Here is an 18,611-nt window from a genome sequence, read left to right on the forward strand (position 1 = left end):
ATTTTAAATACCCATCTTTGCAAGCAAAGTAATGCCGGAGTGCTCTGGTCACGTTCCTACTTTGCCTGTAGCGCTGGCGGAGCAACAATTGAAACACTGAAAGCGTATGTTGAATTACAGAAAACCCCTGATTAGCACCCCTTATATCCCCGTCCGACTTTATGGGGTCAGTTCAGACTGGGCGAGGGTTTACGGGGCAAATGCTAAAAATTGCACGCCGGACATGAGTGTCGGGTGTCAGTGGTGGAATCACACCATTTTTCTTACCCGTCAGGGGGATCTGGCCGTAAATTATGAAAGCGGAGGCGCCGCACTGATGTTTTTGGTATTGCCGCTTTACGGATCGAATGAATACTTTGAAGTATTCCCCAAAGTCTCCCCGGTGCCTGGCTGACAGCGTTGACCGCTCACGCTGATCCAATGCGTTAAGTGGAGATTGACTGTGTTGCTGTCCGTGTAAGCAAAGTGAGATCGCCCTCAATTATCGACGCGATAATAAAGAGAGGGAGGTGACGTTGCATAATAAAGGGGAGCAGCACGTTATTATCTATTTTATGCGTCTACAGAGCTATGTTCCCCAGGTGCCAGAGGTATTATATTGGGCAATTACAATTCTTTCCCTGCAGTATTACCCGAACTCAGGGAGTAGATGTTTTCAAGATGGATAAGAATGGCAAATTTAGGCGGGGCCATACCGTTTCTCTTGGCAAACTCAAGGGAATCTATATAGGGTTCGCCCTCACAAAATATCTCGGGGCTACCCACAAATCGATATCCATCGAGCCTTTCTCTGTTAATAATCGCCACTGCCATTTTTGAACCGTCGATAATATTTTGCAAGGTTTGACCGCACGTATTTTCATTGTAGATCAACGTGCTTTCATCATATTTACGTAGAGAACGCTTAGGGCCAATATCCGGGATGCCTCCCTTGCTGGTTGTCGCCTGGATCGGAAGTTGTTTCGCTAACATGGCAATCATGGATGCCGTTAATTTTTTCATAAAAACTCCTTTTATTGTGGGATGTTGTGATGTTCATCATTCTGGGGGAATTAATGAAACATCGGCGGTGGCGGAAAAGAAAGTGAGGGGGCATTCTCGCTACTGGAAGGATTCTCACGCAGGAAAATAATCATATCCTCCTGAAGTCTTTGGTAATGACGTTCAGCAATACTGAGCATCTCCTCATTAAGTGATCCCTCCGTGAGGAGCTGGAACATAGCGGTATGCGAGCGAAGCAGTGACACTTTTGCCATCTCCATGTCACCGAGGCGAATATAGAGATTTGCAAGATTATTATGTGTCACGATAAGCGCAGCGAGGGAGGATTCAAATATTTTCAGCATCACATACCCGACAGTCTCTGAATCGATTAACCATAATTTTCTGGCCACCATGTCCTGTGCCAATACGAGCGCTTTTTGATAAAGCGCCAACGCCTCTTCATTTTGCAGACATTCGTAGGCTACATTTCCCTCATCAATAATGTCTTCCCACTCGCTTAAATAAGAAATGGAGGATGACAGTGTCGGAAACATTATTTGTCTCCCTTTTCGATACGTATCAGTATTAGCGCAGGGCCACAGGATACCGGCACATACTCTGATGAAGGAGATGTCGGTTTACAGGCATCTTCCACGATGTTCATCGCTCTGGCTTGCCTAATTAATTCCCCGAAGGCAAAAGAACGCGTTGAGATGGTTTTCTTGACCATTGTTAACCCTCCATGACTAAACATTAAACGATATTAGTGAGAATGATTATCGTTATCAACGTTTATTTTCATGATAATCCCGAAGGACTACGGCGAGAAGCGCCTGCTTTTGAAGCGGGGAAAACCCCGGTAACCGAAAAATGTAGGCGCACATCGGGGAGGGGAAGGGGGAGAAACACCTGGGTGAACACTGCTGTAATATCCTGACTGCAGGGCAGCGGAGACGAAACGTTGGACAACGTTTTTCGATGCTGGAGGCCTTCTGGCAAGCCGATGAGAAGCCATTCTCACCTCCTGCCTGATATCACCTCCCTGGCGTATTTGCCGAAAGGACAACGTCAAAAACCGGAGTATCGCCCGAAACATTCTTTCTTTGCCGATCAGCGGTATAACAGAAATATCCTAACCCGGACTTTTCAGACGGTGAGACTCATGATTATACTGTATGCATAACCAGTTATTGTGAGTGTGCATGATGAACGTATTTTACCCCATTTCCGACCCGCGAAAGCTGCTTATCCCTTTGTTCCAGGACAAGGTTCACGCGGGCTTTCCGTCCCCTGCACAGGACTACATCGAGAAAGGGATTGATTTAAATGAGCTGTGTATCAATCACCCTGCCGCCACCTATTTCGTGATGGCGACCGGGATGAGTATGGTCGATGCCGGTATCTATGAAGGTTCGCTGCTTGTCGTGGATCGCAGTCTGCAAGCTAAGCATGGAGACATCATCATCGCTTCACTGGCCGGTGAGTACACGGTCAAACGCCTTTGTACGCATCCGGTCTTTCAACTGATCCCCATGAACCCGGATTTCCCACCCATCGTGCTGCATGATGGCGGCGATGAACTGGAAGTGTTCGGGGTCGTCACGTTCAGCATCAACGGGTTTCAGTAATGTTTGCCCTCGCCGATGTCAACAGCTTCTACGCCAGTTGCGAGACGGTGTTCCGACCCGATCTCAAAGGACGACCTGTCGTGGTGCTCAGCAACAACGACGGCTGTGTCATTGCCCGCAACAGGGAAGCCAAGAAGGCGGGTATCGTGATGGGCGCGCCCTTTTTTAAAATGCGTGACCTGTTCGAGCGTCACAATATTGTAACGTTCAGCAGTAACTACGCGCTGTACGCCGACATGAGTTCGCGGGTTATGACCGTGCTGGAAGAAATGTCTCCTGCGGTGGAGGTCTACTCCATTGACGAAGCCTTCATGAATCTTCAAGGGGTCAGCAACTGCCAGAACCTGGAGGACTTTGGGCGGGAGGTGCGGGCGAAAGTCTTGCTGTGGACAGGCCTGACGGTTGGGGTCGGTATCGGACCAACGAAGACCCTGGCGAAGCTGGCAAATCATGCCGCCAAAACATGGACGAAGACCGGCGGCGTTGTTGATCTCTCACCGCTCATCCGGCAGCGAAAACTCATGGCGTTGGTCGACGTCTCGGAGGTATGGGGTGTCGGCAGACGAATAGCGAAAAAACTCAACGCAATGGGCATCAATACGGCGCTTCAATTGGCGGATGCGCCGACGCCCCTCATCCGAAAACATTTCAGTATCGTGCTCGAGCGAACGGTAAGGGAGCTGCGCGGTGAACCCTGCTTCGAGCTCGAGGAATTCGCACCGACCAAGCAGCAAATCGTCTGTTCCCGGTCATTTGGTGATCGGGTCACAGAATATGACCTGATGCGCGAAGCCATATGCAGCCATGCTATGCGTGCAGCAGAAAAACTCCGCGGCGAGCGGCAGTTCTGTCGTCATATCTCAGCGTTTATTAAAACCAGTCCGTTCGCCGTCAATGAGGTGTACTACGGAAAGACGGCGGGCACCAAGATCCAGATCCCTTCGCAGGACAGCCGGGATATCGTGGCTGCCGCGACGAAATGCCTTGATGCCATCTGGCAGGAGGGTCATCGGTTTCAAAAGTGCGGGGTCATGCTAGGCGACTTTTACAGCCAGGGTGTGGCGCAACTCGGCTTATTTGATGAGTACAAGCCGCGGTCAAACAGTGAACAGCTTATGGCCGTGCTTGATGGGATCAACCACAGCGGAAAAGGGCGGGTGTGGTTCGCCGGACAGGGCATACAAAAGTCATGGGAGATGAAACGGCAGATGCTTTCACCGGCCTACACCACCCGCTTCAGCGACCTGATGCGCGTCAAAGTTTAAAGCAATGGATCACTGATCTGTTCGATTAAGTCAGCCCCGTTGTTCCTGATGTTGCCTACCTTCTTCGTGACCGGCTGCCACGTAAATTGTGCTGGGGGCAACGACTCCTTTTCTGCAATCTCAAGTGCCCTCTCAGGTAACGTATTGCCATCCAGCCATTCTAACGCTTGTGCACGGTCAAGAACGAGCGGGCGCCGGTCGTGGATATCGACCAACCCCTCATCGCTCGCGGCTGTCACGATAACAAAGCCATCTTCCTCCGGCGTTTCTGGCGCATCAGGGTGAAACCGGCTTATTGCAGCGAAGAACAGCGGTGTATGCGATGCGTGGTGGATGAAATAGGGTTGCTTGATCTTTGAGTCGTTCGCATCTTTTTTCCATTCATACCACCCGTCTGCCATGACAAGCGCGCGGCCCTGTTCGAAGAGCGGTTTAAACATCCGGCTCGTTGCGACGGTTTCTACCCTGGCGTTGATCATCGGTGGCCGCTTTGACTCCTTCGCCCAACCCGGCTGGTAACCCCACTTCACGGGATCGAGATAGATTTTATCATCTCGCTGATTGAGCAGGAGAACGCGCGTACCCGGCGTGACGTTGTAACGGCCGAGCGGGATATCATCAATGCCGCTGGCGAACGTTTTGTCAGGTGCCAGGACGTCGATGTAATGCGAGCGGGGCTCGTACTGAGTGAAACGTCCGCACATATCAGATCCTCCGTTATACGTTTTTTAAGTATAGCTTGCTGCCTTGACAGCGTGTCCGCCAGAAAGAGGTGGGGATGCGAGAACCTTATCTTTCAAAAGAAATAGGGAGGGATATCGCGCAAGTGTAAAAAGGAGGATAACTCAACAAGAGGCTGAAGCACGGGCGCAAATTATTTCGGCGGAAACTGCTCATACAACACTTCGCAGAGTGGGAAGAAATGCCACTCTGCTCTGGTAAGCGTCTGCAAGAATGCAATCTTGCGACATGAGTGCGCGTTCAAAATGCATTTCTCTTGGGCACTCGGTAATATTGTCATGAAGAGGGGGGCAGGTTCGAAAAAAAGGGGAAACACATCGCGGTATGTCCCTCTATCCCTTCATAATGAGGGAATAGAGGGACATACGAGCAGGGTCAGTCTGACGGATAGAGACCTATCGGCGTGTCCGTTGCATTAAAGCCGCGGTGTAGTGAGGGCGATCTTGCGGTTCAATGTTTCGCTAATGGTATCCACCAATGCTTTGGTATTTTCCTGCGTGCGGATCTTGCGGGGAATATCGATACTGAATTCATCTGTGAGGGTGCCGGGTGACCCCGTCAATAACAGCACGCGGTTGCATAGCATTACGGCCTCTTCAATATCGTGGGTCACCAGAATCATCGATTTCGTTTTGATGTAATGTTTTTCCCACAGCTCCAGCAGATCCTGACGCAGCTTATGGCCGGTATAAATGTCGAGTGCCGAGAAGGGTTCGTCAAGCAACAACAGCTGCGGTTCTACCGCCAGCGCCCGCGCAAACCCTATCCTTTGGCGCATTCCTCCGGATAGCTCCTTCGGATAGGCCTCCGCATAACCCGACAGACCAATCAGGTCGATCATATCGACCGTTCTGCGGTTCACCTCATTGGCCGGCAACCCTAATGCCGGCAGGCCAAAGGAGACATTCCCAAACACAGTGAGCCAAGGGAAGAGCGCAAACGTCTGAAAGACCATGCTGGTATCCGGGCAGGGGCCGGTCACCGGCTGGTCATTACACACAATGGAGCCAAAGCTGCTGTCGACCAACCCGGCAATCATCCGCAGTAAGGTGGATTTCCCTGAGCCAGACCTTCCCAGCAAGGCAACGATTTCATTTTCTCTGACGTCCAGATTGATATTATCCAGTACGCATTGCGTATGCTTATGTCCTTTCTGAAAAGATTTGGACACGTTTTTAATTTCTAAAACAGTACGAGTATTGTTCATGTCATATTCTCGGCTTTAATAGGTTTCTGAGCGAGTTAGTCAAATTTGAACCGCGTTTCTGCAAAGCGATAAAGTGGCTGCCAGATAAAAATCACGCACAGGGCAACCATAAAGCACATCGCAATACAGCCCAGCGCAGCCTCAGGATTCAATCCGGCATCGGTGGTGGTGGAAATGAATGCGCCCAACCCCTCCGTTTTCAGGGTGACGTCACCCCAATTGAGCACTTCAGCGGCAATGGCCGCGTTCCAGGCCCCGCCGGCGGCTGAAATGATGCCTGTCACGATGTACGGGAAAACGGCAGGCAAAATATACTTGCTCCACCACATCCACCCTTTCACACCAAAAACCCGGCTCACATCCACCATCTGACTTGGGATAACAGACGCCCCGGCAATCACGTTAAACAAAACGTACCATTGCGTGCCCAGCATGATCATTGGCACCGTCCAGGCATTGAGACTTTGGTGCCAGGTGATCAGAATGATGGTGACTATCGGATAGAAAACATTCGAAGGGATCGCTGCCATGATCTGAATGATAGGCTGGAAAAAACGCACCCACTTTGGCCGCAGGCCAATCCAAACGCCCAGCGGCGTGAAGATCACAATGCTTAACAGCATGGCGATGATCACCCGGGCCGCCGTCAGTCCCATCCATTCAGGGAGCTGTGAGAGGTACTGGAAGGGCAGATAACCCCACAAAAGATGACCGTAATACAAGCAGGCGACAGCAATCGCCAGATACCACAGGCTTGCCCACAGCCAGTTGAGTACCCCCAGAAAATTAAAGAGTCGATTCAACCCCAGCAGGTACCACGCTTTCGGCAAGGTAAACAGCCAAAACCGACTGAATGAGGCGCCCAGTTTGCCGAGCTGTTGACCCGTAAGCGAACGCTCCAGGCAATTATAAAACCAGGAGGTCGGCCGTTCCGCATAGGTGATATCCTCGTACTTAAACTGGCTGGCATAGCGCACCAGCGGGCGGAAAAGTAACTGATCAAACAGCACGATGTTCACCACCAGGGCCAGAACGCCCCACAGCACCCCGTGGATACTCCCCGCATCAATGGCATGACCCAACCACGATCCGATACCGGGTAGATTGACGTTATTGTCGCCAATCGTCAGCATCTCGGAGGCAATCAGTGCAAACCATGCCGCAGACTGAGACACCATGGTGTTCCAGAGCAACCCAGGGAAGGAATAGAGAAATCCCAGTCGCCAGAATCGCTGCCAGGGGTTGCACTGAAACGCGCAGGAGACTTCGGTGAGTTCGTTGGGGACAACGCGCAGCGTCTGATACATCGTCAGCATCATATTCCACGCCTGCCCGGTAAAGACGGCAAAGATGGCGAGCCCTTCAAGACCCATCACGCTGTGCGGATACAGACCCAGGAAGAAGGCGGTGGTGAAGGTTAAAAACCCAAGGAGAGGAACGGATTCCATGAAGTTGACGAAGGGCAAAATAACGCGGCGCATCGCTGCATATTTTGCAGCAAGTACAGCGAATACCACCGTAAAAAGTAATGAGAACACTAATCCAATCACCAGACGCAGGGTGGTACGTAAGGTGTAATAAGGTAAGTCTTTATAATCTTGAGTAATTGCCGGCATCGTACTCCCATCAAAAGGCGTATGCATACCTTGCCAGCCATAAATGAATAACCCCGCTAACAGACACAGTATTGAGATGATAATCACATCATCCAGGCCGAATTTTTTCCGGCCCATAATAGGATTGTTCTTCTGCATAATGTTAATTCTCAGTTGGAATTTTTATATCGATAAAAATCGATGAGCAGAGAGAATAGGGCGCAATTAACCCCTCCATAGCAATGGAGTTATTTTTACACCGTATTCAATTTAAAAAAGTATCCATTAGGGTAACAATTTAGACGTTGTTACCCTAATGCGTGTCACCCTCTCAGGGGAGAAGGCTATCGATGTGTGCTTTAACCGCACGTTGGTAATGGGTTGAAAAGTAATGCTTTAGAGTCAGGAACAACGGAAGGGTGCGCGGCGGCCGAATAGCCGGGGCTGTCATGCCTGCAGTGGCGAGCGTATCGCTAAGAGATGAAGAGCTTATCGTCTTCAGGAACATTGGGGAAATAAATTTTTTCAACAGCATAAAGCACCTCGATATAACAGCATCGAAATAAAGATAATCTTCGCCCGTCATTTATCGGGCTTGTGGCTCTGATTATCCTTACAGACACTGACCGGTGCTGAGGATAATCAGGGAGTGGTCGGAATACCCGACGGGGGTTCATCGTTTAACATACGCGTCCTCACTGGATTTATTATTAATTGTACCGGGATACTATCAGGGGAATATTAAACAAAACGTATATATGCACACAATTGGAGAGGATTTATCAGAGAGAATTTAATTCGAAAGGCTTTGCGTAGAAAAATAAAGAATACGTCGCTTTAGGGGGAGAACTGGCAGCAGCGCAACCGAACCGCTGCCAGTGGTGACGCTCAGACTGTTTACGAAGGTTTTTTCTTGGCTTTAGGTTTTGCAGCCGCCACAACCTTCACGGCTTTGACCGCAGGTGCCGGTTCTTTGGCACTGGTCGCCTCGATGAATTTATCGTAATACTCACGAGACAATCTGCGAATCGCTTTACCGATGTTGGCATAGTCATACTCATTGAGGTTGGCCAGCGACACACGCCATGACGGGTGCGGCGTACCAAATCCTTTGCCCGGCAGCAAGATAACGCCGGTTTCCTCGGCAAGCCTGAACAGCGCCTGATTCGGTTTTAGCCTTGCCATCATCCACTTCACAAAGTCGGCACCGTACATCTGGGTCGCCAGTTCTTCCATGTCCAGCAGGTGGTAGTAGCGCACCGAGTTTTGATCCTGCGGCATAGGCAGCCCCAGCTCGCGATACAATGCTTCCTGGCGGCGCAGTACGATACGCTTCATTTCGGCTTTGTAAGCACCCGGCTCATCCATCAGACAAAACAGTGAGAATAACGTCATCTGTGCCTGCACCGGCGTGGAAAGACCGGCGGTATGGTTCAGCGCTACGGTACGGCTGTCGGCAACCAGCCTGTCGATGAACTTGAGTTTGCGTGGTTCCGTGGTAATGGAGGAGTAACGGTGATCCAATTGCTTTTTCTTGGCCGCGGGCAAATTGGCGATAATATTATCAATGATGTTGTCTTCATGCGTCGCCACCACGCCCATACGCCAGCCCGTTGCCCCAAAGTATTTGGAGAACGAATACACCAGAATGGTGTTGTATGGACAGATCGCAAACAGAGAGACAAAGTTGTCGGCAAAGGTGGCGTAAACGTCATCAGTGAGGATGATCAGGTCTGGACGTTTTTTCACGATTTCCGCGATATAACGCAACGTCTCATCATCAATTCTCACCGCCGGCGGGTTGCTCGGGTTCACAAGGAAGAATGCTTTGACTTTCGGATCGAGTAATTTGTCCAGTTCAGCAGTGGTGTACTGCCACTTATTGGATTGCGGTGCATCGATGTGGATGGTCTTCAGGTTGTAATCACTGAGTTCCGGAATTTCGATGTAAGGCGTAAAGATCGGCATACCGAGGGCAATGGTATCGCCTTCGTTGATGACGTGGTTGGCCTTCAGGCTGGCGAACAGGTATGTCATCGCCGCGGTGCCGCCTTCCAACGCGTACATATCGAATTTGCCGACAAACGGATAGTTACCGACCATTTCATTGTGGATGTACTTGCCGACAATGACCTCCGTCATCTTCAACATGCGGTCAGGCACCGGGTAGTTACAGCCCAGAATCGCTTCGCACATCTCGTAAATGAAATCACCGGCATCCAGCCCCATCTGGTCGCGCACGTAGGAGACGGCGGCTTCAATAAAGCGCACGCCGGGATTCGTTTCATGCTGTTTGGCAAATAATTCGAATCTTGCCTCAATGCCTTCGCGTTTAGGGAATCCGCCGACATGATCCATATACATGTACGAGCGTTCGGCTTCGGTCATCGCAAATAAGCCAAACTGGAAAAAACCATGGCGCGGGGTGGTTGCAAGAAAGTTGGGGTTTCCGCGGCCTGCATTCAACATTAACTGATTGCTCTGCACCGCCTGATGCATCAGCGCATCTTTCAGTTCAAACGGGCTTAACAGCGCCAGCTTCTCGGGGTCGTCAAAATTCATGTCACTACTCCTTGCTGTATCATTAAGAACGTAATTTGCCAGCCCGGTTCGACCGGGACTGACGATTCGCAGAACAGTACCTGGTTATACAAATGCCACGACCAGCGGCCCCAGCAGGGTTAAAAATACGTTGGCCAGTGCGTAGGTGATGGCAAACGGAACGGTGGGAATGGTGTTCTCGGCTTTATCCAGTACCTCACCAAATGCCGGATTGGCGCTGCGTGTACCGCTGAGCGCACCGGCAAAAATCGCGGTGTTGTTGTAGCGCAACACATAGCGACCAAACAGCATGGTCAGCACTAACGGCAGGATGGTGACGACAACGCCAATAATGAGGATCTTAAGCCCCTGGCTTTCAACGGTTTGCACCGCCTGCAGGCCGGAAGAAATACCGACGACCACGACAAACGCCGCCAGACCTAAATCTTTCAATATTTGAACCGCCCCGGAGGGCATGTAACCGAATGACTGACGACGGGAACGGAACCAGCCAAACAGCAGGCCGGATAACAACGCACCGCCGCCGCTGCCCAGCGTCAGAGGGATAGAGCCGATTTTTGCGGTAAGCATGCCGACCAGCAGACCAACCACCAGACCTGCGCCCATATAAACGAAGTCCGTTTTGGCACTCGGCACGATGGCATGACCGGCTTTATCCACCACGCGTTTCACATCATTTTCAGCACCAAACACTGTCACCACGTCACCGAGCATCAGCAGGGTTTCAGGTTCCAGAGGCAGCGCTTTGCCCTGACGGGAAATCTGCGACACGTACACACCGTGACGCACATCTTTCGCCACAGCCTCGCGGATATCGCCAAAGGTGCGTTTATCGAGCGCTTTATTGGTGATGACCACATCCCGCTTCTGCATGGTCAGTTCCATGCCTTCTTCGTCCTGCAATTCTTTGCCCAGACGCCCGGCGACCGCGACGATGGCAGAGCGACGTCCCACGACCAGCACGATATCGTCAGGTTGCAGCGGCATATCCGGAGTCGGTTCCATGATTTGCTTGCCGCGTTTCACGCGCTCAATGGTGAGCGGGATATCGGTGGTGTGTTCGAGAACCTGCACGGTATCCGTCGTATTGGCAGGCAGTTTGAAAATACGGCCAACGAGATCCGGGGCAGCCGCTTCCTGACCCGGCCCGTAAACACGAACCCCGGTCTGCAGGGCGTTTTCCGCTTTCAGCGCATCTTCTTTGATGGTGCGGCCCATGAATTTCGGCAGTAAGTTCACACAAACCAAAATCGCGCCGAATGACCCGAAGACATACGTGACAGCGTAACCAATCGCCACGTTGCCTTGCAGCCGTGTGACTTCCTCGGGAGCCAGCCCGAGTTTGGCAATGGCATCACCCGCGGTACCAATGATGGCGGACTGCGTCAGCGCACCGGCGGCAACGCCCGCGGCCAGACCTTTGTCCAGATCAAACCATTTCGCGAGCACCACCACGGTGAGCAAACCGGTGATGGCCAGCACCGCCGCCAGAATGATCTCTTTGATGGATTGCTTGCCCAAAGACCGGAAGAAATCCGGTCCGCTTTCATAACCCACCGCGTAGATAAACAGGGCAAACATGACCGATTTCACCCCGTTATCAATTTCGACACCCACCTGACTGACTAATACCGCCACCAGCAGCGAACCCGCGACCCCACCCAGCTGAAACTTACCAAACTTGATTTTGCCAATGTAATAGCCCGCCGCGATGGAGAAAAACAACGCAATCTCGGGGGATTTTTGGAACAATTCGTGTAACCAGTTCATGTGCGTACCTCAGTTACAGGGATAATAAAAATGAACGACTAAAGAGGCTGAAGCGAACTGGCCAGCCCGACAATTAACGGCCCCATCAGGGGCAGCACAACGTTGGAAATCGCGTAAGTAATGGTGTAACCCAGCAGCGGTGTGGAATTTCCACACGCATTTTGTATGGCGCTCAGTGCAGGCGTGCTGCACTGTTGTCCGGCGATCGCACCCAGTAACACAGGCGCGCGGAGCTTAAGCCAAAAATGGCCGACGACCAGTGAGACGGACGCCGGAATAATCGCGATAGCCACGCCGAGCAGGGGCAGCGTGATGCCGTATTGCATGATGAGAGAGAGCGCCTGCGGGCCGGATGACAACCCGACACCGGCGATAAATCCGGCAAGGCCAAGGTCTTTGAGCAGCGTCAGGGCATCACCATTGACCGAATGCAGATCGGCGCGGCGGGCGTGATACCAGCCCATCACTAATCCGACGATCAACACGCCGCCGCCGGTACCCGCGGAGAAATCAATGCCGCCAATGTTCAGTTTGAAACTGCCAAGCCAGGTGCCCAGCGCAATCACCAGCCCGACGATCGCCAGATTACTGGCCAGCTTATCGGGCATCATTTTGCCGATTTTGCTCAGCACCGGTGCCGCCAGCGTGGCGCGGCCGGGATTAGCATCATAAATTTGCAACACGTCGTGAACCTGCAAACGGGTGGCGGGAAGCGCGGGTAACATCGCGTCGCCACGCAAAACGGCAGCCACATGCACGCCTGTCGGCAATTCCAGGTCGCGCAGTTCGCGGTTAGCCATCGTCGGTTCGAGTAGGATCACATGGTAAGTGTCGAGGGCGGCCGTGAGGGAATTGGTATCGGCGACTTCGCTGCCCAGGATCCTGGACATTTCAATGACCGTTCCGCGATATCCCACCAGCAAAACCTGATCGTTCCTGCGAAGCCGGAGGGAAGGGGAAAGCGCCAGCGTGCGGCCGTTGCGCTGTACGCGCACAATGCTGCTTCCCTGACCCAGGCGTTGCTGGAGGTCGTCAACACTTTTGCCTGCTCCGGCCTGAAGCCGGTAAACGCGCCCGACCACCGTAGGCAATGCGGAGATGCCTTCCGCATCGACCTGGCCACCCATTTCCCTCCACAGTTTCTCGGCGTCTTCGCGCAGATTGGTGCGCATAATCAGCGGGAAAATCTGACTGGTGACAATGACAATGGTGATAAGACCGCAGATGTAGGTGATGGAATAGGCGGTGACGACGTTGCCTTGCAGACGAATGATTTCGCTGGCAGGGAGGTTAAGGCGGGAAATCGCATCGGTTGCGGTACCGACTACCGCAGATTCGGTCGCCGCACCGGCCATCATACCCGCTGCCGTGCCCGGATCCAGATGCATCACGACGGTGGCGGTCAGAACCAGCCCGAGCACCACCACGACCTCAATCAGACAAAAAAGGCCTAGCTGGATATTTTTGGCATTCAGATTGGCGAAGAATTGCGGGCCTCCGCTGTAACCCAGCGCAAAGATGAACAGCATGAAGAAGATGTTTTTGATGTCAGCATCGACGGGAATATTCAGCTGACCAATGAATAATGCGGCAATCAGTGTTCCGCATACACCGCCGAGCTGGATCGGCCCCAGACGAATTTGCCCGATGGCATAGCCCAATGTTAATGCCAGAAAAATGGCCAGACCGGGCACTGTTTGTAACGTCTGTGTTATGAAGGTGATCAAGTTGCCAGACATTGAAAATCCCTGGGTGATGAGGTGATCCCGACTGAAGAAGGTGATGGCACCTTCAGGTGACAATATTGTTAATCAAATGTTTTTTCTGATGCCTTAACGAAATATAGCAGAGGTCTGAGTAATAGAAAGAAAGTCGCGAAATGTGTCCAGGAACAGTCTTTTTGACGGGAGACGTTACGGCGATGTAACCCCGCAGAGTAAGTATGGTCATTGTCTCCCTTATGGCCAGATGTTATCCCCGGCTTATTTCTGTGATTTGAATAAGGTCATGCGAATGTCGTGAAAGGTTGAAAATGAACACTCACACCTGGCAGAAACAGACAAACCCGTTTAATAAATAATCCGGTCCAAAACGGTCCCTGGATAACAGCGATAACGCCATTCCCCTTAGCAAAGAAACGCCTAGTTTTAACTGGTTAAATTCATGGACTAATCTGCCAAATATTTAATCCTCTGATGCTCTGCAAATTAATAACAGCCCTTTTAAATAAAGTGGGGTTTTATAACAAAAAATAGTGAGGGCGCCATGAGCGTAAATACCATTGTCAGCGCTAACGCGAGAAGCAGCACGGAGCGATTAAGTTTCTTTGAAAAAGTGGGGTTTGCATCAGGCGATGCCGCCTGTAATATGTTGTTTAACCCCATAACCATGTTTCTTTCCTTTTTTTATACCGACATTTTCGGTCTCGCCCCCGGTATCGTCGCGGCCATCTTTTTGGTGGTAAGAATATTCGATGCGATTTTTGACCCGCTGTATGGCGCATACATGGACAAGAAAATCACCCGCTGGGGACGGTTTCGTCCCTGGATCATTGGGTGCGCGATCCCCTTTGCCTTAAGCTGCATGCTCATGTTCTACACACCCGCCTTCGAGGGCACGAGCAAGGTCGTGTATGCTTTTATTACCTACCTCGTCTTGTCGCTGCTGTATTCCGGTGTGAATATGCCTTACTGCTCACTGGGTGGTGTCATTTCTACAAACTCACAAGAACGGGTGTCATGTCAGCAATTTCGCTTTCTGGGCTCAGGCATTGCAAGTTTATTTTGCACCCTGACGCTGCTCCCACTTGTGGCTTATTTTGGTCACGGGAATAAACAAGTAGGATTTTTTTGGGTGATCACCGTATTTGCGGCGATTTCAGTCGTCCTATTCTTCTTTTGTGCACTCACGACAAAGGAACGCATTATTCCGCATGACTACAGTGAGACGAAATTATCGACCATGCTACGGGAAGGATTGAAAAACGATCAATGGATCGTTTGCATGGTGGCTATGTTTCTTGATTGTATTCCCTCCTTTGTTCGCGGCGCAGCTTGTATTTACTTCGGTAAATACGTCATGCACCTCGATGACATGCAGACGACCTTTTTTTTAGCACTTTCTGTGGTATCCGGCATGGTGGGGACATTCCTCACACCCTATTTTACTGTGCGGTGGGATAAAGTCGCCGTTTATAAGATCACCAAATTTTTGGCGATGCTAATAACGCTTGGGTTTTACTTTATCCCCGCCAGCAATATCACCGCGGTATTCGTGTATTTCTTTATCCTGTCTGTTGTCCATCAAATTGGTTGCCCCATTCTTTGGACGTGGATTGGCGATGTGGATGATTACGGCGACTGGAAAATGGGCATGCGCTACAGCGGCATTTGCGCATCTGGCAACTTGTTTACCCTGAAAGTCGCTTTGGCCGTGGGCGGGGCTATTGTGGGCGGTGTGCTTTCACTGACGGGATACCAGGCCGATGCAGCCACCCAAACTCCGCAGGCCATTCATGGCATCTATGCATTGATGGTCTGGATACCTGCCGTGGCGTATGTGATCAGCGTGGTGAATGTCCATATGTTTTATAAATTAAACGCCAGTCAGATGGACACTATCGAGCGCGATCTTTTTCTTCAACATTAAATAGGGCAGACATGCCATGACACACCTTAAATTTCTATTTCAGAAAGAGAATTATATCGATGCCGTGGACCCTGCGCTCTATGGATCATTCATAGAGCACATGGGGAGGGCAGTCTATTCGGGGATTTATGAGCCTGGCCATAAATCTTCGGATGAAAAGGGATATCGCGAAGATGTAGCCAAACTGATCAAAGAGCTCAATATCTCGACGGTACGCTATCCTGGTGGCAATTTCGTTTCTGGCTATCACTGGCGAGATGGTATCGGACCTCAAGATCAGCGACCTGTGCGGTTAGACTATGCCTGGTTAACGAAGGAAACGAATCAATTTGGTATTCATGAGTTCGCTGAATGGGCGGAGAAAAATAGTATAACGCCCATGATTGCGGTCAATCTGGGAACGGGGACACCTCAGGAGGCGGGGTACTTCATCGAGTATTGCAATGTCAAAGAAGGGACGACGTTAAGCAATTTGCGCCAACAACATGGCCGCCACAAACCCTATGGTTTCAAGCTTTGGTGTCTTGGCAATGAAATGGATGGTGCCTGGCAGACCTGCCATCTCGATGCTGAAGATTATGTGAAAAAAGCACGTGAAACAGCAAAGATCCTTCGCTGGGTTGACCGCGATATCAAACTGGTCGCCTGCGGGAGTTCAAGCTCTTTGCAACACACTTTCCCGGAGTGGGACCGTATTGTGCTCGAAGGGTTATACGAGCAGGTCGACTACCTTTCCTGTCATCACTATTTTGAAAACCGCACCGCAAACCCTCAAGACTTTTTGGCTTCCTTTGTGCAAATGGATAACTTTATCCATACCATTGTCGCCACCGCCGATTATGTGAAAGCCAAACTGCGCTCCAAGAAAACGATGATGATTTCATTTGATGAGTGGAACATCTGGTCGATTGATGGAGAACCTTGGCAAGACTATTTCACAGATCACAAGCGTCTGTATAAAGTCGCGCCACCCATTCTCGAGCAGCGTTACACGTTCCTTGATGCACTCGTTTTTGGGGGGTTGATGTGCTCGCTGATTAATCATTGCGATCGGGTCAAAATGGCATCACTGGCACAGCTCGTCAACGTCATAGCACCCATTTTAACGAAACCCGGTGGCGAAGCGATCAAACAAACAATTTTCTGGCCTTTCCAGATGGTGAGCCAGTTTGGTCGAGGGGTTGCGTTACGGTATTTTGCGCGAGTACCGGTAATTGATACCGTCCACGGCACGTCGAAAACGGTTCAAAGCGCGGCCGTTTTTAATGAAGAAACACAGCAAATTGCCTTCTTTGCGCTTAATACGGATCCCGAAAAGGCATTTGATGTCACCTTCAACTTAGAGGATTTCGGGGTTACCTCTATAGAACGTCACGTTGCCTTGTACGGAGATGAGCTGGATGCATGCAATACTTTCGAACAACCCGACAATGTGATCCCTAAAATACTCCCCCTTTCGGACGAGGGAAGGATAAACAAACAAGTTTCATTGCCGTCATTGAGTTGGAATATGGTGGTTCTGAATGTGAATCAATAATGTTAAAGAAAACTCAAGTGGAGTACCCCGTTCCGGTAGAGATTTTCTGTCCTCACGGTGAGGCCTTTTCGAAGGCCTCAGGGCTGACGCCACCAAGATGACTGTGACGTCGGGTTCGGTTGTAGAACACTTCAATGTTATCGAAGTTATCCGCCCGGGTCATGTCCCGGGTTTTATATATTCGCTTTCTGGTAGCCAGCGCTCGTGCCGACTTTCAACATAAATTATTTCGCGCAATTTTTGACGAAAACCAAACGGTAATTGTCGAGACACAAAAGTGGCAAACATGATCAAAAATCACAGACCGGCATGTTCTATCTGGAACGCTGGCTGGACTGGATTTATGACAAAACTGGGCGAGGGAGTTCAATACCACACGGCAGACCATTCTCAGAGGGAAAGTGGCGCATCCCTGATGTTAAGTTGCTCTCCTTTGTTTCACCTATGGCAACAGTGGATTACTTAGCCAAAGATGCCAAGATACCCATGAATCCCCATATAAATCCCTACGCATCCAATAAGAGCACTTGAAAAATAAGGTATTTTTCTTCCAATGTTCTTAAAACCACCCCAGCGCTTTGCGACCTGGCGGACACTCAACGCAGCACCAACACCGACAGTGACCAGCGTCAGTGCAAGCCCAATGCTGAAGCAAACAACCAGTGTTGCTCCTAAAGTTAAAGCTTTAAGCTGGATGCAGATTAATAATACGGTAATTGCAGCAGGACAAGGAATAAGCCCTCCAGTCAGGCCGAATAACAGGATCTGTCCGTTCGTGACTTTATTTTTGGTAAAGCGCCGATTGATGTCCTTTGCATGTGCCAGCTCATGAGCATCCTGAAATTCATTAGAATCTATATTCAGGCCTGCCAGAGAAGAGTGATCATGTTCGTGTTCATGGTAGACAACATCATAATCATGGACATTGCCCCGATGGCCTAACGAAAGACGAACTCGAAAGTTATGAGGTTCTGGGATCGGCAATCTGGATTCTAAATATTCACCTTTATCAATAAATTCAAAAAGCTGTAAAAACGTAGTTGCCTCTCGGATTGTGACTAACGAAACCTCGCGGGCTGCCCATTTTGTGCCACTGAGCGTACGTAACCGCCAATGTGGGGACTCATCTTCTTCAAAGATGGATAACTCAACTTTACCGTGACCGGTATCTATCAGACGTGACTCGTCATGATGAAGGTGTTTTTCACTTTCCTGCATCCCTTCCAGCCAGTTTTTTTCACCTTTCCAGGTCCGCCAGAACATCCAGATAGCAGTGCTGAGGATGATGACTGCGGAAACCAACTGTAACCAGGGTTCGGCAGATTCGGCGGTGAACTTATTGCTCAAATACATTCCGCCGAATGCAATCAACCACACGATCGCGGTATGTGAAAGGGTTGCTGCCAGTCCAAGCATGACAGCCTGCCGGATAGTGCCCCTGATAGCGATAATAAAGGCCGCCATCATGGTTTTAGAGTGCCCGGGCTCCAACCCATGAAGAGCACCGAGTAAAATTGCACTGGGAATGAAGAACCAGGTGTGTCCTTGCTGCATAAGGATTGTAAATTCATTCATGATAATAATTCTTAGTAAGAAGTGGCGATTGGAATTATACTCCCCCCCAGTAGTATATACTACCCCCCAGTAAAATGATGATGCTACACTTCAGAGAGA

The 18,611-nt window shown here is 50.5% G+C and carries 14 protein-coding genes and 2 pseudogenes; 6 read left to right on the top strand and 10 right to left on the bottom strand.

What is annotated here, in order from left to right; translation table 11 throughout:
• Positions 1 to 135: transposase (locus tag D5398_RS21710; protein WP_208646051.1), on the top strand; the 135-nt coding region annotated here is incomplete at its 5' end.
• Positions 136 to 606: 471 nt separating this feature from the next.
• Here D5398_RS21710 and D5398_RS21715 read toward each other — a convergent pair.
• Together D5398_RS21715 and D5398_RS21720 are read right to left on the bottom strand one after the other, a co-directional pair.
• On the bottom strand, positions 607 to 1,002 hold the full coding sequence (locus D5398_RS21715; protein ID WP_120509489.1) for a pyridoxamine 5'-phosphate oxidase family protein: 396 nt from the start codon (positions 1,000 to 1,002) through the stop codon (positions 607 to 609).
• Between the two features lie 50 nt (positions 1,003 to 1,052).
• Positions 1,053 to 1,538 carry a hypothetical protein gene (locus D5398_RS21720; protein ID WP_120509490.1) on the bottom strand — a complete coding sequence of 162 codons (486 nt, stop codon included), beginning with the start codon at positions 1,536 to 1,538 and terminating at the stop codon, positions 1,053 to 1,055.
• Between the two features lie 651 nt (positions 1,539 to 2,189).
• Between D5398_RS21720 and umuD the strand changes: the two genes are divergently transcribed.
• Positions 2,190 to 2,612: a translesion error-prone DNA polymerase V autoproteolytic subunit gene (gene umuD / locus D5398_RS21725; RefSeq protein WP_120509491.1), complete on the top strand. Its 423-nt coding sequence runs from the start codon at positions 2,190 to 2,192 to the stop codon at positions 2,610 to 2,612.
• Positions 2,612 to 3,877, top strand: a complete 1,266-nt coding sequence (gene umuC, locus D5398_RS21730; protein WP_120509492.1) for a translesion error-prone DNA polymerase V subunit UmuC — start codon at positions 2,612 to 2,614, stop codon at positions 3,875 to 3,877. Before umuD ends, umuC begins: the two co-directional genes overlap by 1 nt.
• Here the strand turns inward: umuC and D5398_RS21735 are convergent.
• From D5398_RS21735 to aspT (D5398_RS21760), 6 genes are all read right to left on the bottom strand, one after another.
• A complete protein-coding gene (locus tag D5398_RS21735; protein ID WP_120509493.1) occupies positions 3,874 to 4,581 on the bottom strand; it encodes an SOS response-associated peptidase family protein in 708 nt (235 codons plus the stop codon). The two genes, umuC and D5398_RS21735, sit on opposite strands and share 4 nt — an antisense overlap.
• Positions 4,582 to 5,033: 452 nt before the next feature.
• Complete coding sequence (locus tag D5398_RS21740) at positions 5,034 to 5,825, bottom strand: ABC transporter ATP-binding protein (RefSeq protein ID WP_120509494.1); 792 nt, start codon at positions 5,823 to 5,825, stop codon at positions 5,034 to 5,036.
• 35 nt (positions 5,826 to 5,860) lie between these two features.
• Positions 5,861 to 7,579, bottom strand: a complete 1,719-nt coding sequence (locus D5398_RS21745; protein WP_120509495.1) for an ABC transporter permease — start codon at positions 7,577 to 7,579, stop codon at positions 5,861 to 5,863.
• Between the two features lie 738 nt (positions 7,580 to 8,317).
• Complete coding sequence (locus D5398_RS21750; RefSeq protein WP_120509496.1) at positions 8,318 to 9,982, bottom strand: bifunctional aspartate transaminase/aspartate 4-decarboxylase; 1,665 nt, start codon at positions 9,980 to 9,982, stop codon at positions 8,318 to 8,320.
• Between the two features lie 84 nt (positions 9,983 to 10,066).
• Positions 10,067 to 11,752, bottom strand: coding sequence for an aspartate-alanine antiporter (aspT, locus tag D5398_RS21755; protein WP_120509497.1), 1,686 nt, complete (start codon positions 11,750 to 11,752; stop codon positions 10,067 to 10,069).
• A 38-nt stretch (positions 11,753 to 11,790) separates the two neighbouring features.
• Positions 11,791 to 13,491 carry an aspartate-alanine antiporter gene (gene aspT / locus D5398_RS21760; RefSeq protein ID WP_120509498.1) on the bottom strand — a complete coding sequence of 567 codons (1,701 nt, stop codon included), beginning with the start codon at positions 13,489 to 13,491 and terminating at the stop codon, positions 11,791 to 11,793.
• A gap of 526 nt (positions 13,492 to 14,017) precedes the next feature.
• On the opposite strand from aspT (D5398_RS21760), the gene D5398_RS21765 reads away from it, so the two are divergent.
• Positions 14,018 to 15,400: a glycoside-pentoside-hexuronide (GPH):cation symporter gene (locus D5398_RS21765; RefSeq protein WP_120509499.1), complete on the top strand. Its 1,383-nt coding sequence runs from the start codon at positions 14,018 to 14,020 to the stop codon at positions 15,398 to 15,400.
• Positions 15,401 to 15,416: 16 nt separating this feature from the next.
• A complete protein-coding gene (gene arfA / locus D5398_RS21770) occupies positions 15,417 to 16,937 on the top strand; it encodes an arabinosylfuranosidase ArfA (RefSeq protein WP_120509500.1) in 1,521 nt (506 codons plus the stop codon).
• A gap of 52 nt (positions 16,938 to 16,989) precedes the next feature.
• Here the strand turns inward: arfA and D5398_RS21775 are convergent.
• Positions 16,990 to 17,127, bottom strand: a pseudogene (locus D5398_RS21775) (IS3 family transposase); the annotation flags it as partial.
• Position 17,128: 1 nt separating this feature from the next.
• Here D5398_RS21775 and D5398_RS21780 point away from each other — a divergent pair.
• Positions 17,129 to 17,292, top strand: a pseudogene (locus tag D5398_RS21780) (RNA-guided endonuclease TnpB family protein); the annotation flags it as partial.
• A 107-nt stretch (positions 17,293 to 17,399) separates the two neighbouring features.
• Here the strand turns inward: D5398_RS21780 and D5398_RS21785 are convergent.
• On the bottom strand, positions 17,400 to 18,512 hold the full coding sequence (locus tag D5398_RS21785) for a nickel/cobalt efflux protein RcnA (RefSeq protein ID WP_120509501.1): 1,113 nt from the start codon (positions 18,510 to 18,512) through the stop codon (positions 17,400 to 17,402).
• Positions 18,513 to 18,611: the final 99 nt, after the last annotated feature.

The sequence above is a fragment of the Rahnella bruchi genome (assembly GCF_003614975.1).
GTDB lineage: Bacteria > Pseudomonadota > Gammaproteobacteria > Enterobacterales > Enterobacteriaceae > Rahnella > Rahnella bruchi.